Origin of the sequence: Bradyrhizobium sp. 147, assembly GCF_023073935.1 — a bacterium.
Taxonomy (GTDB): Bacteria; Pseudomonadota; Alphaproteobacteria; order Rhizobiales; family Xanthobacteraceae; genus Bradyrhizobium.
In genome coordinates this window covers 61,278-76,523 of the sequence record NZ_JADPKL010000141.1, presented here as the reverse complement: position 1 = coordinate 76,523, position 15,246 = coordinate 61,278, and the positions used below count along the sequence as shown (strand labels likewise).

Sequence of the window (15,246 nt, the reverse complement as noted above, 5' to 3'; positions counted from 1 at the left end):
TTGCCGCTGGGTTAATCGCTGCGTCCGGCGACCGACGCATGCGCGCCCGTCACCGTTTGTTAACCACGACGGCCCTTAATCCGTCTCGATTATTTCACGAGAATTGTTCGGCAGTTGCCGTCGAGCGCTGGTTTTGATCATGCCCCCTGCTTCCGACCGGCCGCTTCGCATCCTGCACGCCGTGCGCGCACCCGTTGGCGGCATCTTCCGCCACATCCTCGACGTCGCCAATGGCCAGGTCGACCGCGGCCATCATGTCGGCATCCTCGCCGACAGTCTCACCGGTGGCGAGCGCGCCGACAAGGCGCTTGCCGAGCTCGCGCCGCGGCTGAAGCTCGGCGTGCATCGGCTGGCGATCCGCCGCGAACCGTCACCTGACGACGTCCTGGTGTGGCTTCGCATGCGACGCCTGATCGCGACGCTCAAGCCCGACGTCATGCACGGCCATGGCGCCAAGGCCGGCGCCTTCATCCGCATGCGGCGGCGCTCCGACGACACCATCCGCATCTACACCCCGCATGGCGGCTCGCTGCATTACCCCCTCAACACATTCAAGGGCGAGTTCTACGCGCGGCTCGAGCGCACGCTGATGGACGCGACCGACCTGTTCCTGTTCGAGAGCGCATTTGCCCGCGACACCTATCAACGCATCGTCGGCACGCCTAAGGGCGTGGTGCATTGCGTCTTCAACGGCGTCACGCCGGAGGAGTTCGAGCCCGTCGCGACCGCCGAGGATGCCACCGACCTCGCCTATGTCGGCGAGTTCAGGCACATCAAGGGCGCGGATCTGCTGGTCGATGCCGTCGCGCGCCTGCACGAGAACGGTAAGAAGGTCACGCTGACGCTCGGCGGCGACGGCGAGGAAAGCGCGGCGCTGAAGGCTCAGGTCGAGAGGCTCGGCCTCTCCAGCGCGATCCGTTTCATCGGGCACGTCAAGGCGCGGTACGGCTTCTCCAAGGGCCGGCTGCTGGTCGTCCCCTCGCGTGGCGATTCCATGCCCTATGTCGTGATCGAGGCGGGTGCTGCCGGCATTCCCATGATCGCGGCCCGCATCGGCGGCATTCCCGAGATCTTCGGGCCGGAGAGCCCCGCCCTGTTCGCGCCGAGCAATTCCGAGGCCATGGCCGAAGCGATCGCGGCCGCACTCGACGATCCGCACGGGACGGCCCAGCGCGCAACCGCCTTGCGCGCGCGCATCTCAGCGCATTTTTCGCAGCAAGCGATGGTCGACGGCGTGCTCGCCGCTTATCGGGACGCATTTGCCAATCATTAACCATTCTTAAGCCCGCTTCAGAAAATCTTCCGATTTGTTCGATAATCGGAGTGCCGGGGGATGCTTGCCCGGGTGCGCAAAGCCGTGCCGCGGGGCTTTGGAATGGACGTGGACGCCCGTGGAACCGCTCAACGCACGCTCGATGCTCGATGCCGCGACCAGCGCCGTGGCAAAGCCGGCTGACCAACCCTTTGTGGAGCGCCGCCGCCGGCTCTCGCCCGCAGCGCTCGACGTCGTCAATCAGAAGGTCGCCCGCGCCTATTCGCCCATCGTGATCGCCGGCTTCGTCCGCCTGGCTGATTTCGCGCTGCTCAGCCTCGTCGGCATTGCGCTCTACGCCGGCTATGTCATGCCGCTCGCCGGTGGGTTCAACTGGGTCTATCCTGCGCAGATTATCGCGGTGGCGGTCGCCGCCGTGGTCTGTTTCCAGGCCGCCGACATCTACCAGGTGCAGTTGTTCCGCGGGCAGCTTCGGCAGATGACGCGGATGATCTCGTCCTGGTCGTTCGTCTTCCTGCTCTTCATCGGCATCTCGTTCTTCGCCAAGTTCGGCAGCGAAGTGTCGCGGCTGTGGCTTGCCGCCTTCTACTTCCTCGGGCTCGCCGCGCTGATCGCCGAGCGTCTCATCCTGCGCTCGCTGGTACGCGGCTGGGCGCGCGAGGGCCGGCTCGACCGCCGCACCATTATCGTCGGCTCCGACAGCAACGGTGAGCAACTGGTCCAGGCGCTGAAGGCGCAGGAGGATTCCGACATCCACGTTCTCGGCGTGTTCGACGATCGCAACGACAGCCGCGCGCTCGACACCTGCGCCGGCGCGCGCAAGCTCGGCAAGGTCGACGACATCGTCGAATTCGCCCGCCGCACTCGTGTCGACCTCGTGCTGTTCGCGCTGCCGATCTCGGCGGAGACCCGCATCCTGGAGATGCTGAAGAAGCTCTGGGTGCTGCCGGTCGACATTCGCCTCTCCGCGCACACCAACAAGCTGCGCTTCCGGCCCCGCTCCTATTCCTATCTCGGCGAAGTGCCGACGCTGGACGTGTTCGAGGCGCCGATCACCGACTGGGATCTGGTGATGAAATGGCTGTTCGACCGCATCGTCGGCAGTCTCGCGCTGCTCGCCGCGCTGCCGGTAATGGGACTGGTGGCGTTGGCGGTGAAGCTCGACAGCCCCGGCCCGGTGCTGTTCCGCCAGAAACGCTTCGGCTTCAACAACGAGCGGATCGACGTCTACAAATTCCGCTCGATGTACCACCATCAGGCCGATCCGACCGCCTCGAAGGTCGTGACCAAGAACGATCCACGCGTCACCCGCGTCGGCCGCTTCATCCGCAAGAGCAGCCTCGACGAGCTGCCGCAGCTCTTCAACGTGGTCTTCTCGGGCAACCTCTCGCTGGTCGGCCCGCGTCCGCATGCGGTGCAGGGCAAGCTCCAGAGCCGCCTGTTCGACGAAGCCGTCGACGGCTATTTCGCGCGCCACCGCGTCAAGCCCGGCATCACCGGCTGGGCGCAGATCAACGGCTGGCGCGGCGAAATCGACAATGAAGAGAAGATCCAGAAGCGCGTCGAGTTCGACCTCTACTACATCGAGAATTGGTCGGTGCTGTTCGACCTCTACATTCTCCTGAAGACGCCGATCTCGCTGCTGACCAAGAACGAGAACGCGTATTGAGTTTATCTGTCATGCCCCGCGAAGGCGGGGCATCCAGTACTCCGCAGCGCCAGCCGTTGTCCGCAATAGGCGCCGCGGAGTACTGGATCGCCCGGTCAAGCCGGGCGATGACAGCGGTATTGTGGCGTACCAGTAGCGTAAGCGTATGAGCGTGCGATGGCGTATGCGGCGACAGCCGGTGAAGTAAACGTAGCCGTACGGGCTGCACCCGGCGTGCTGGCCTTCCAGCGCGCGCTGGTATGGCTGGTCGGCGCGTCGGGCGCGATCGTGTTCATCGAGCCGAGCCCCTACGAGATCGCGACGCTGCTCGCGACCGTCACCTTCTTCGCCACCGGTCTGCGGCTGAAGCTCGCGCTGATGCCGCTGGTGCTGATGCTGGTCCTGCTCAATGTCGGCTACACCATCAGCGCGATCCCGCTGCTCGATCAGCCCGAGGTGGCGAGCTGGATCGCGACCTCCTGGTATATGGCGGTGACCGTGGTGTTCTTCGCGATGGTCACCTCGGAGGATACGGCGGCCCGGCTCGACATGCTCCGCCGCGGGCTCGTGGTCGGCGCCATGGTCGCCTCGCTATTGGCGGTCGCCGGTTACTTCCACCTGATCCCTGGCGGAGACGATCTCCTCACGCTCTACGGACGTGCGCGCGGCACGTTCAAGGATCCGAACGTGCTCGGCGCCTTCCTCATCCTGCCGGCGCTGTTCTCGCTCCAGAGCGTGGTTTCGGACAAGCTCGGCAAGGCGTTCCGCAATGTCATCGGCTTCGGCCTCATGTCGCTGGCGATCCTGCTCGCCTTCTCCCGCGCCGCCTGGGGCGGCTTGGTGTTGACCTCCGCCTTCATGCTGGCGCTGATGGTGTTGACCAGCCGCACCAACGCGCAGCGGTCCCGCATCATCGCCATGGCGATCGTCGCCGCGGTGCTGGGACTGGCCTTGATCGCGGTGCTGCTGTCATTCGACTCGATTGCCGAGATGTTCAAGCAGCGCGCGAGCTTCGACCAGAGCTATGACGAGGGCCGCTTCGGCCGGTTCGGCCGCCACATCCTCGGCGCTGACATGGCGCTCGACCTGCCGTTCGGCATCGGCCCCCTGCAGTTCCACCGCTTCTTCCCCGAGGACACCCACAATTCCTATCTCAACGCCTTCATGTCCGGCGGCTGGCTCTCTGGCGTGTGCTATCCCGCGCTGGTCTTCACCACCGTCATCATGGGCTTCCGCCACATCTTCGTCCGCGTGCCCTGGCAGCGCGCCTATCTCGCGGTGTTCTCTGCCTTCATCGGCACTGTCGGCGAAAGTTTTGTGATCGACACCGATCACTGGCGGCACTTCTGGATGATGCTGGGCGCGATGTGGGGCATGATCGCGGCCGCGCAGGTCTACAAGATCAAGGCTGACGACGAAGCTTCTTCAGCTTGAGAGCGGGACGCTTCTCCGGTGGGGTCTCGAGTAGGCCCTTGAGCGTCTCCGTGGCTGCGAGCACGGCCTTGTAACCTTCATTGGCGAAGCGCAGCAGCAGACGTAATTGCTCGTCGGAATAGCCGCCGAACACCTTCTCCATCGCCTGCTGCATCGGTACGTAGAACTGACCGATCTTCATCGCCGCGTCCGGCACGACCGCGATGAAAACTTTCCGGCGATCGGTCTCGTCGCGTTCACGGCGCACCAGCCCGGCCTTTTCGAGCCGGTCGACCACGCCGGTGATGGCGCCGGTCGTGAGCCCCGTGACCTCGGCCAGCCGGCCCGCAGTGACACGGCCTTCGAGATACAGGATGTCCATGCATTCAAGGTCGGAATTGGCAATTCCGGCAACGTTCGCAACGGTCTGGCCATAGAGCACGCCCTGCGCGGACGACCTGCGCATCGCCTCCTCGAGTTCCTGCAACAGCGCATCGCGCGCCTTCGTCCTTGACAAGATCCGCCTCATCACTTAGTCAGTATATATCTTAGCTACTAAGAGATTTAGCAGCCGTGATTTCTGCTAGCACCACGGACACGTCGGGAGCAAGCCATGTCCTACCGTCCCCGCAAAGCCCTGATCATCGGCGCCGGCATCGCCGGGCCCGTCGTCGCGATCCTGCTTCGCCGGGCCGGCATCGAGTCCGCGATCTATGAGGCCTGGCCCTATTCGAAGGGCATTGGCGGCGGCCTTCAGATCGCACCGAACGGCATGCATGTCATGGACGAGATCGGCCTTGCGAAAGAGTTGATCAGCCGCGGCTCGGTCGCGGAGGCCTTCGATTTCTATTCGCAGGACGGTGAGAGGCTCGGCTCGATCAACCGCGACATGGAGCGGCGCTTCGGCCAGCCGGCCGTCAACATCTCCCGCGCCACGCTGAACGAAATCCTGATCGACAAGGCCTGGTGTGCCTGCGTCTCACTCTACTTCGAGAAGCGCCTGATCAAAATCGAGGACCGCGGCGACCAACCGATCATCGCCTACTTCGCCGACGGCACCACCGCCGAGGGCGACTTCCTGATCGGCGCCGACGGCGTCCACTCGGTGGCGCGCCGCCAGGTGGTGCCGGACGGGCCGCAGCCGTTCAACACCGGACTGATCGGCTTCGGCGGCTTCGTGCCGCACGCGGTGCTCGACGGCAGGCCGATCGGCCGCCACGTCGAGACCACGTTCGGACAGAGTGGCTTCTTCGGCTACGGCTATTGCAGCCCCGATCCGGACGACGGCGTGATGTGGTGGAGCACGCAGCCGGCGCACGGCAGGGACGCGATGATGTTTCGCGCGCTCGACCACGCGACGCTGAAGCAGCATCTGCGCGGCTCCATCGCGGCTGGCACGATCCGATTCCCGACATCATCGAAGCGGCCGAGAACATCGTCGTCACCGACACGCTCGACGTCGCGACCTTGCCGACCTGGTCGCGCAAGCGCTCGCTGCTAATCGGCGATGCGGCGCATGCGACCAGCCCCCATGCCGGCCAAGGCGCTTCGCTGGCGCTGGAGGATGCGATGCGGCTCGCGCGGCTGATGCAGGAGGGGCAGGAGCTCAGCGCCACCTTCCAGACCTTCGAGGCCTCGCGCCGCCCGCGCACCGAAAAGATCGTCGCCATGGCGCGCCGCAATGGCAACAGCAAGCGCGAATTTAGCGCCACCGGTGCGTGGGTTCGCAATCAGATGCTGAAGTGGCTCCTGCCACTTGGCGCCAAGGGCATGGATTTCGTGTACGCCTATGACGCGCGTGCGGTGTAGCGGCAAGCTCGGTGTCATCGCCCGCGAAGCCGGGCGATCCAGTATTTCAGAGACGGTCGTGATAGAGCCGAGAGGCCGCTGCGTACTGGATGCCCCGCCTTCGCGGGGCATGACAGCGTCCTTGATGGCACCGCCTACGTCTCCACCTCGAACGTCAGCCCCGCATTGTCACGCAGCCGCTTGATCAGCTTGTGCTGCATCGCTGCACCCGGTGTCCAGAAGCCGGCCGGAACGTCAGCCGCCTCGCGCAGCAGGCAGATCGCGCATTCGGAGATCATCTTCGAGGTCGAGCCGTAGCCGGGATCGCGGTCACCGGTGACGCCGGCGCGCACCTGGCGGCCGTCCGGTGTGATCGCCACATACAGCAGATTGAAGAGACCCTTCTCGCGCTCCTCCTTCGAGGGCCCCTCGCCCGGCTTCGGTGCGTTCGGCCCGGTCTTCTCGGCATTGGCGGCCATCACGCGCTTCGCGTTGGCCTCACCCTTCTCGCCGGGACCGGTCAGAACCATCTCGTCGTAGACGAACTCCTTCCCGTAGGGAAAGCCCATCAGCATGTTAGAACGATGAACGTTACGCGTGTTGATCAGTGCCATCATGAACGGTGCAGCCCAGGATTGCAGATCCTCCTCATAGACCGCCCTGTTGCCCTTCGGCTGCTTCGGGCCGGTGAAGCCCGGCGTCAGTGCAAAATGGTCGTTGAGAATGGCGACAAGGCTGAGGTCCTTGGCAACCGCATCGAAGGTCGCTTTTGCACTCGCCGCGGTGCCGCCTGACAGCGTACCACGCATGTCGCGCACGCGGCCCTTGACGCGCGGCGCCGGCGCGCCGAACACGCGCTTGGCCTCTTCCTGCACGAAGAAAGTGCCAAGCTCGAACGGCACGGAATCATAGCCGCAGGAAAACACGATGCGCGCGCCGCTTGCCTTGGCTGCGGCCTCGTATTTGTCGATCATCTTCCGCATCCAGACCGGCTCGCCGCAGAGATCGAAATAATCCGCGCCCGCAGCGACGCAGGCCGCGAGCAGTTCCTCGCCATAGAACTGATACGGCCCGACCGTCGTGATCACTGATCTGGTCTGCGCCACCATCGCCTTCAGCGAAGCCGCATCCGATGCGTCGGCCACGATCAGTGGCGTCTCGGCGTGTGCGCCGATCGCTTCGCGCACCGATTTCAGCTTGTCGAGGCTGCGGCCGGCCAGCGCCCATGTCAGCGCCTTGTCGTCCTTGTAACGCGCCGACAGATATTCGGCGACGAGTTGGCCGGTGAAACCGGTCGCGCCGTAGACGACGATGTCGAATTTCGCAGAGCTCATAATCGGCCTTTACTTTTTCGCGTAGCTCACGCCCATGCCGGCACGGACGTCGCTTTGAATGCCATAGGGCGGAATCGGATAGCGCAGGCCATTCTTGGCCAGCGCCTTCATGCCCTCGATTGCCTTGGCGAGGTGCGCGGGCTTCAAAGCCATCAGCATCTCCTCGTCCGGCACGCCGCCATAGCGCCGTTCGGCATAGCATGGCAAGGACAGGCTGGGCTCGCCGGTCTTGAGCGCCCGCCCCCAGGAATCCGCGCAGGCGGTCTCCCCGACCACGCCCCATTCGAACTTCCTGTACTCGGTATATTGCAGCCCGTTGATCAGGATGATCATCTGCCCGGGCGTCGCGTAAACGAGGCAAATGTCGGGCGGATCGAGCCTGCCGCTCGCCAGCGGGCTGACGGCGAGCGCCTGATATTGCCCGAACGGCACCACGTCGAGCGCTTCCTGGCGCTTGCGTGCATCTTCCGCCGTGCCGTGCCACACCCCGACGTAATTTTCGCCCGCGAGCCATTTATCATCCTGCGGCGCAAGACCGATCACGGCGCAGCATTGCGCACCCACGAGATCGTCGGCCGTGATGCCGACGGTCCATCCCAGACGCGCGGCCATGCTGACGATCTGGTCGGTGGTGTGGATCGCGTTCGGCCGCCGGATTTTTGGGATCGCCTCCATGTCCGCGGCGCGCGCGAACAGTTTCATGCCGATCACCGTCGTCTTCAGCCGGAGCAGGCTATTGAGATCGGCGACGAGTGCAGCAAGGTCGATCCTATCCGCGCTCTGCTGTTGCATGGCGTCCTCCGGGCCGGCGATCGCGCCGTCTGTTGTTGTTTTGCGGCTCTCGTTCTAGTCCTTGGCGGGCCCCGGAAGCAACTCGCCGGTCCTGCCCATCACGCGGTAGGCCACGAGGCCGATCCACTCGCGCACGGCGACGTCGGTTCGGCCAAGTCCGTCCGCACCCCTATTGGTGAAGGAAAACAGATCGTCACGCCCACCCATTCGCCAGTCCACCGGATAGGCTTCGACGTCAAATCCGGCCTTGCGAAAGATCCCCATCGAGCGCGGCATGTGAAAGGCCGACGTCACCAGAAGCCAGCGCTGGCCCGGCTTCGGTGACACCAATTGCTTCGTGAAGATGGCATTCTCCCAGGTGTTGCGCGAGTCCCGCTCGATGATCAGGCGTTGCTTCGCTATGCCGACATTCTCCAGGACTGGCGCGGAGTAATCAGCTTCCCTCGCGACGGTCGAGACCAGGTTCGACGTGCCCCCGGTGAAGACGATGCGCGCATTGGGATAGCGGCGGGCGAGCTCGGCCGGCGCAAACAGACGATCGGCCGCGTGCGCGACCACCGGCGTGCGATGCGCCGCCGACAGCTCGGTGTCGACGGAGCCGCCGAGCACGATGATGCCATCTGGCGCACCGCGCGACGGATCCCAGGGCGCAAAGCGCGACTCCAGCGGATAGAGCAAGAGATTGCCGAGCGGCGAGAACGCCGCGAGCGCCAGCAGAACCAGCGTGACTGCGGCAAGCTTACGGCCGAACGCGGCAAAGCGCGTCGCCATCAGCACGACAGACAGCATCCCAAGCTCGACCAGGAGATTGATCGGCAGCAGCGCGACGCCGAGGGTCTTGGAGAGAGCGAAAAACAGGGGAGCCTCGCTGGAATGATCGTGCCCGTCATGCGCGGGCTTGACCGGCCCGGCCTTCTTCAGAATTCTTCTTGAAAGAGGATCGATCGCCGGGTCAAGCCCGCGGCCGATGAAACCAACCGGACCCGGCAAATGACCCATCATCACCTGCATTCCAGCCCCGAAACCTGCCATTGGGGCTTCTTCGAAGCCGCGCTCAGGCCCGTCCTCACCATCGCCAGCGGCGACGAGGTGACGATCGACACCATCAGCGGCGGTCCGGACATGCTGCCCGACCGCAATCAGTTTCACATTCCGCCGGAGATGTTGGAGGTTCACGCCAGGAACGAGCGCATGCTGCCCGGCCACATCCTCACCGGTCCGATCGCGGTCGAAGGCGCCGAGCCCGGCGATGTCCTCGCGATCGAGATCCTCGACGTCGAGCTCCGGCAGGATTGGGGCTGGAACATGATCAAGCCGCTGTCCGGCACCCTGCCCGACGATTTCCACGCGACGCGTATCCTGAACATCCCGCTCGACCGAACGCGGATGACCGGCCGCATGCCCAGGGGTCTGGACCTGCCGCTCAAGCCGTTCTTCGGCGTCATGGGCGTGTCACCGCCGCCGGCCTGGGGCCGCATCTCCTCGCTGGTCCCCCGCGCGATGGGCGGCAATCTCGACAACAAGGAGCTCGGCGCGGGCGCAACACTTTATTTGCCGGTGTTCGTGCCGGGCGCGCTGTTCTCCTGCGGCGACGGGCACGGCGTGCAAGGCGACGGCGAGGTCTGCGTCACCGCGATCGAGACTGCACTCCGGGGCCGCTTCCGCCTGACATTGCGCAAGGATCTCAAGTTCGACTATCCCCGCGCCGAGACGGCGACGCACTACATGACCATGGCGATGGACCCGGACCTCGACCAATGCGTGGTGCGCGCGCTGCGCGACATGATCGCGCTGCTCGGCGAGACGCGAAACCTGTCGCGTGAAGACGCCTACACGCTGTGCAGCCTGGCCGCCGATCTGCGGGTGACCCAGACCGTCAACGGTGCCAAGGGCATCCATTGCATGATCGAAAAGGCGATCGTGCACGGCTGAGCCGGCCCGCCTCTCCTGATGTGGGTGAAGCCACGCCGCCGCCCGGCTTTCGGGCGGCGCGCCGCGCCGTGCCCAACTTCTCCAGCGATTCCAATGGGCTGATACACCGGTCTGGCCCGGATTTGACTCGCACCCCCGAACCTAAATAGAGTCTTAATCGTTACTTTTATGTACCCGAGTAAGAGGCTAGCGTTCGGGCCATGGCCACCGAAAAAGCCGAGACTGACCGCATTCCCGTAACCTTGGCGCTCTCGACCATCACCTATCTGGAGAAATTGGTGAGACAGGGCACCCACGGCACGAGCGTTCCCGGCGTCGCGCGGACATTGATCGAGGAAGGCATCCGTCTCGCCATCAAGGACGGGCTTTTGTCGATCCGCGACAATGGCAGGACGTGAGCGCGCGCCGGACGTGAGGCGGACCGATCTCGAGAGGCGGATGGCCGACATCTGCAACCTGGGACCGTTACACATGCCTGCTCTTTCCCCGACTCCTTCTCAAACCGCTTCACCGACTTGGACCGACGAACGCATTGAACTCTTGAAGCGGCACTTCGACGCTGGCCTCTCCTGTCGAGAGATCGCCGCCGACATCGGCGTCAGCCGCAACGCGGTGATCGGCAAGCTGTCCCGATTGAATCTGACGCGGGGGCGGACGGTCGATGAGCGCAAGGTTCACGACAGGGGCTTTGCGTCGGCGCGCGCGCCGAAGGCCGTCCCGCGCCTGCAATACGAGATGCTCGCCACGATCTACGGCGAGACCGGCATGCCCGTGGTTGCAGAGCCGATCGACGACGGCAACCGCTGTTCGCTGCTGGAGCTGTCCGAGAATCGCTGCCGCTGGCCCATCTCGACGCCGGGCGAAGACGATTTCTGCTTCTGCGGCAATGCTGCGCCGGAGGGGCAATCCTACTGCGCCGGTCACAGCCGCCTCGCCTACCGGCCGAACTCGCGCACCCGCGCCATCCGCGGCTGAAACAGGCACCACGAAAAACCTCCGGTGGGGCATCACCGGAGGTTTCTGGAGGCTTAGCGTGAAGCCAAGAGCCGCAACTTTCGTAATCGGCTGAGAGCTATATAGCTTAGTAACTCAGGTAAGTAAATAAATCTGAGGCGATTGAATCGCATAGCACGTCTTCATCGACTGCGTGGGAGGCTGCCGATTTCCGAACCGCCTCATTGTAAAAAAGCCCCGGCGGTTTCCCGCCGGGGCTGCTTCATCTTCGAGGGCCGAGCTTACCAGTTGCGCTGTGCGCGCAGCAGCAGGCTGTAGGTGTCCTGGTCCTTCAGCTCGTAGGTGGCCGCCGGCTTGGCGACGGTCGTCAGTGCTCCGGTCGTGATCGCGCCCGAGTACTTCTGGTCGAGATGGCTGTAGGTGAAGTCAGCCGAGAACGTCAGGTTCTTCACCGGTGTCCAGCGGGTGATGACGCCGACCTGGCCAATGTTGAAGTCCGGGTTGCAGGTGCCGGTCAGGGTGGCGAACGCCGCGCTGCCGCAGATCAGGCCCTTGGCGGTGCCGTTGTAGTTGACCGCAGCCCACGCACCATAGAGTGCCGTGTTCCAGTACGGGCTCCAGTTGTGGGTGTAGGCACCCCGGAAGCCGTAGGTCTTGGTCAGCTCGAGGTTGCCGCCCGGGCCGAACACCGCGTCAGACACGCCGGCGAAGCCGATGCTCTGATAAGCGGCGTTCGAGCTGCCGAACATCGAGTAGCTGGTCGCGGCCAGCGACTGGAAGTTGTAGCGGCTCGCGCCCTCGGTGTAGACGCCCGACACGTTGATCACGTCGCCGGCGCCGGTCGGAATGTTCTTGATCGACAGAGCGAGCTGGACGGCCCAACCCCACTTGTCCTCCGGATGACCGGTGACTTCAGTGGCGCCGTAATAGCCGACGTGGTTGTCGTGTGCGGCGACCGACGCCTGGAACATACCCCAGGCCTGGTCGACGCGGACCGTGCCGACGAGGTCGGGCGACCGGGTGCCGCCGATGTCGTTCGACCCGTAGGCGCCGCCGAGGACGCCGGTGGTGCTCATGCCCGCCGTGTTCCAGAGGTTGGTCGTGAAGAACTGAGTCTGGTCCTGCGCCGAGATCGTCGCCGTCACGCCCTGGCCGAAATCGGCCGTGTAGGTGAACTGGGCGACGCCGTTGGTCGAGCCGCTGCCGCCGACCAGCTGATCGAAGTTGTTGCCGGGATAGTTGACCCAGGGCGCGTCGAACTGCGATACAGCCTTACCCATCGTGAAGCCGGCGAACTGGATGAAGGCATAGTAGACGCCGAGCGCGCCGCCCGAGATGCCGCCATCGGTCGGGTTGATGCTGCTGGCCGAACCGGTGAGGGCGGTGCCGGCTGCGTTGAGGCCGATCGTGCTGCTATACTGAGTCCCGCCCGTGGCCGAACCGGTTCCGCTATAATTGCCAGTCGTCCAGGTGAAGACCGCGTCGAAATAGGTGCGGACCACGCCGTACTCGGTCGCGGTGCGCGTGTCGATGTTGAGATCTTCACGAGCGCGCATCGAGTAGTAGTTCGTCAGCCGGTTGTTCGCCGCGAAGACGCCGTTGTACTGGGCGTTGTAGTTGCCGCCCGCGTTGAGGGCGACTTCAGCACGCAGATAGCCGCCCAGCTTGATGCAGGTGTCGGTGCCCGGGATGTAGTAGAAACCCGCACCATAGAGCGTGCAGATCTTGACGTATTCGACCGCCTTGGCCTTGACCGGAAGATCGGCCGCCTGGGCTCCACCGACGGCGATCAGACCCGCCGCAGTGCCGAGCAAAAGGCTCTTCACCAGTTTCATTTAAAACCTCCAAGTTGCTCATTTTACGGAGACCGGACCGTATGGCCCCCCAGATCTCCGTCTCTCAAATCCGCTCGGCCGCTTTGCGCTTTCGGACACACCCGCTTCGAGCGAGGGACGTGAGCGAACCACCTGCAACGGGACGATCGAGGACCCCCCACCGTCATCGATCAATATGCCTGCGTCTTTCGGTAATCAAAATAGTTTATTAGATCAGCTTTCTGGTTATGCTGGACCTGTGCCCGGCGCGCAACACCCGCCTAAGGAGCAATCAACTGAGCTAATCATCTTTGTAGTTTTAGTGACGAAATTACCCTGCTCTGCACTTGCGTCAGGACAGGCTTGCGTGGACTATGGCCTGCTACGAACACTGGCCTGAAGAATCAGTTCACGGGAGTGACGCTGTGTCCGCAACGAGGAAAGAGGGTTCACGCCTGCGCTCCGTCGGCAATCTGGATATCATCAGGCGCTTCACCTGGGAGATCTCTTCGATCAACATGTATCTGGAGGAGCTGCGTCAGTTCTGGGCGAGGACGCTCGGCATCAGCGGCCCGCAATGGCTGATCCTGATGGCCATCTCCGACCTCGACAAGGACGACGGCATTCCGGTCAACGTCGTCTCCAAGCTTCTCCACGTCGATCCGTCGTTCGTCACCACCCAGTCCAAGCTGCTCGAGAAGAAGGGCCTGTTGCGCCGTCGGCCCTCGCCGACCGACGCCAGGGTGGTCCGGCTGTCCCTGACCGAGAAGACGCAGAAGCACCTGGCGAGCCTCAACGAGCAGTACAAGACCATCAAGGAATTCGTCTTCCAGGAGTTCGACGAGCAAGAGCTCACCGAATTCACCGCCAAGCTCGCAATGCTGAAGTCGCGCCTCGAGAAGGCCTGCGTCCGCCTCACGCTCGATTTCTGACGCGCGCTTTACATCATATCTAGCCGGCTGCGCCGAGCCGCGATTCGAGCCAGTCGAAGATGTATTCGTTGGCAAGGCTCGGATTATCCGCATGGGCCTGCGCCGCGCCGGTCTCGGCCGCAGTGAACACCTTCAACATGACGTCCGAGCTGCCAATGCGGGAGCTCTGGACGATCTGACGCGCCCGGTCGGCCTTCAGCCAGCCATCCTCGCCGAGCGTGATCAACACCGGGCAGTCGATGCTGGAAGCCATCAGCGGCGCATGGGGCACCGGCACGATGCTGACGTCGCTCAGTGCGAATCGGCTGGCGAAGAAGGCCCGCTCGTGCAGGTCCCACAGGCCGCCGTCGCAGACGGCAGCGGCAAGCCGCGGCTCCTGCAACACCGCACGCGCCACGAAGGAAGAGCCCCAGCCATCCGCGACGATTGCAACGCGCGCGAAATCGACGTCACTGCGCGTCTCCAGATAGTCCATGACGCACGCTATCGCGCTCTCAAGATCCCGGCGCCGCAACAGCACATCGATATAATCGTCGCGCTGATCGCCGAACAGGTCCAGCGCCAACACCGAGAATCCACGCTCGCACGCATGTGGCACGAGCTTGAACAGGAATTCCTCCTTGCGGTGGCCGGGCTCGCCGATGCAGATCACGGTCGGAGCCCGCCCGCTTCCCGACGGCGCAGGTAGGAAGTAGCCCTGCAGCGCATGTCCGTCGAGCCAGGGGACGGTCACGACTTCACCGGCCGGGCTGCGCGCGGAAAGGTAGCGGCGTGCGCATTCCTGCATTGCGAGCACAACGACCCAGCGGCGCTCGTCGTCCTGCTGGAGCGGCATCGCCGCGGCGCCATAGTAGTTCATGGCGCGCAGCCAGTTGCGCCGTGCGCTCGCCATGTGACCTTCTGCGGAGGCCGCCTCGGCGCGCTGCCGATTGGCTTGCGCCAACTTCTTCCACTCGCGGTGCCAGGAGCGGCCGTCGCCCCGCTTCAGCTGCCGCGCGATCATCAGGCATTCGGCGATGGTGGCGCCGCCCTCCTGAGCCGCGGTGAGCAGCCGCGTGAATTCAGCGGAGATGTCCTCTCGCTCCGGGCAAAGGGTCCAGTCGTCGGAGAGGCATGCGGGCATCATCGGGAGCTACGCTCTATCGTCGCGCGTTACGCCTGCTTGACTAAACCATTTCAGGTCCCCAACCAAGCAGCCGCGACCAAAATGAAAGCCGTTCGAGATCACCATCGCTTGAACATTGTCGTGTCGCATGCGTGACATACCGATCGGTCATGATGCGGACGTCACATTGGCAAGAGGTGGCACGTAAAATTGCCTGAGCACCTCTTGCCATGACGATCATCATACCCACATGGGCGCCCC

General features: G+C 64.0%; 13 protein-coding genes and 1 pseudogene. 8 read left to right on the top strand and 6 right to left on the bottom strand.

Going from position 1 to position 15,246, the window contains the following annotated elements; genetic code table 11:
* The first annotated feature begins 139 nt into the window (after positions 1–139).
* From IVA87_RS33690 to IVA87_RS33680, 3 genes are all read left to right on the top strand, one after another.
* Positions 140–1,273 (top strand): glycosyltransferase family 4 protein, encoded by a 1,134-nt coding sequence (locus IVA87_RS33690; RefSeq protein ID WP_247299569.1) that lies wholly within the window; start codon positions 140–142, stop codon positions 1,271–1,273.
* 118 nt (positions 1,274–1,391) lie between these two features.
* Positions 1,392–2,942 carry an undecaprenyl-phosphate glucose phosphotransferase gene (locus IVA87_RS33685; RefSeq protein ID WP_247299571.1) on the top strand — a complete coding sequence of 517 codons (1,551 nt, stop codon included), beginning with the start codon at positions 1,392–1,394 and terminating at the stop codon, positions 2,940–2,942.
* A 156-nt stretch (positions 2,943–3,098) separates the two neighbouring features.
* A complete protein-coding gene (locus IVA87_RS33680; protein WP_247337364.1) occupies positions 3,099–4,355 on the top strand; it encodes an O-antigen ligase family protein in 1,257 nt (418 codons plus the stop codon).
* Here IVA87_RS33680 and IVA87_RS33675 read toward each other — a convergent pair.
* Positions 4,324–4,800: a MarR family transcriptional regulator gene (locus IVA87_RS33675; RefSeq protein WP_247299692.1), complete on the bottom strand. Its 477-nt coding sequence runs from the start codon at positions 4,798–4,800 to the stop codon at positions 4,324–4,326. The genes IVA87_RS33680 and IVA87_RS33675 overlap by 32 nt on opposite strands.
* Before the next feature lie 147 nt (positions 4,801–4,947).
* Here IVA87_RS33675 and IVA87_RS35460 point away from each other — a divergent pair.
* A pseudogene (locus IVA87_RS35460) lies at positions 4,948–6,143 on the top strand (FAD-dependent monooxygenase).
* 134 nt (positions 6,144–6,277) lie between these two features.
* Here IVA87_RS35460 and IVA87_RS33660 read toward each other — a convergent pair.
* From IVA87_RS33660 to IVA87_RS33650, 3 genes are read right to left on the bottom strand one after another with little or no spacing between them, the layout of a single operon-like run.
* Positions 6,278–7,456 carry a saccharopine dehydrogenase NADP-binding domain-containing protein gene (locus tag IVA87_RS33660; RefSeq protein ID WP_247299577.1) on the bottom strand — a complete coding sequence of 393 codons (1,179 nt, stop codon included), beginning with the start codon at positions 7,454–7,456 and terminating at the stop codon, positions 6,278–6,280.
* Positions 7,457–7,465: 9 nt separating this feature from the next.
* Entirely contained in the window at positions 7,466–8,248 is a 783-nt protein-coding gene (locus tag IVA87_RS33655) for a DUF169 domain-containing protein (protein WP_247337360.1), read from the bottom strand.
* A 54-nt stretch (positions 8,249–8,302) separates the two neighbouring features.
* The gene (locus tag IVA87_RS33650; RefSeq protein WP_247299694.1) at positions 8,303–9,070 is read right to left on the bottom strand and encodes a YdcF family protein; all 768 of its coding nucleotides are present in this window, start codon (positions 9,068–9,070) and stop codon (positions 8,303–8,305) included.
* 168 nt (positions 9,071–9,238) lie between these two features.
* Between IVA87_RS33650 and IVA87_RS33645 the strand changes: the two genes are divergently transcribed.
* The 3 genes from IVA87_RS33645 (at position 9,239) to IVA87_RS33635 (ending at position 11,155) form a co-directional block, all read left to right on the top strand.
* Positions 9,239–10,180: an acetamidase/formamidase family protein gene (locus IVA87_RS33645; RefSeq protein WP_247337358.1), complete on the top strand. Its 942-nt coding sequence runs from the start codon at positions 9,239–9,241 to the stop codon at positions 10,178–10,180.
* A 200-nt stretch (positions 10,181–10,380) separates the two neighbouring features.
* Complete coding sequence (locus IVA87_RS33640) at positions 10,381–10,578, top strand: hypothetical protein (RefSeq protein WP_007603456.1); 198 nt, start codon at positions 10,381–10,383, stop codon at positions 10,576–10,578.
* A 73-nt stretch (positions 10,579–10,651) separates the two neighbouring features.
* Entirely contained in the window at positions 10,652–11,155 is a 504-nt protein-coding gene (locus tag IVA87_RS33635; protein ID WP_247299583.1) for a GcrA family cell cycle regulator, read from the top strand.
* A gap of 260 nt (positions 11,156–11,415) precedes the next feature.
* Here the strand turns inward: IVA87_RS33635 and IVA87_RS33630 are convergent, their stop codons facing one another.
* Complete coding sequence (locus IVA87_RS33630; RefSeq protein ID WP_247299585.1) at positions 11,416–12,969, bottom strand: porin; 1,554 nt, start codon at positions 12,967–12,969, stop codon at positions 11,416–11,418.
* 404 nt (positions 12,970–13,373) lie between these two features.
* On the opposite strand from IVA87_RS33630, the gene IVA87_RS33625 reads away from it, so the two are divergent.
* Positions 13,374–13,880, top strand: a complete 507-nt coding sequence (locus tag IVA87_RS33625; protein ID WP_247277084.1) for a MarR family transcriptional regulator — start codon at positions 13,374–13,376, stop codon at positions 13,878–13,880.
* Positions 13,881–13,899: 19 nt separating this feature from the next.
* On the opposite strand, the gene IVA87_RS33620 is transcribed toward IVA87_RS33625, so the two are convergent.
* The gene (locus IVA87_RS33620; protein ID WP_247337356.1) at positions 13,900–15,006 is read right to left on the bottom strand and encodes an alpha/beta hydrolase; all 1,107 of its coding nucleotides are present in this window, start codon (positions 15,004–15,006) and stop codon (positions 13,900–13,902) included.
* Positions 15,007–15,246: the final 240 nt, after the last annotated feature.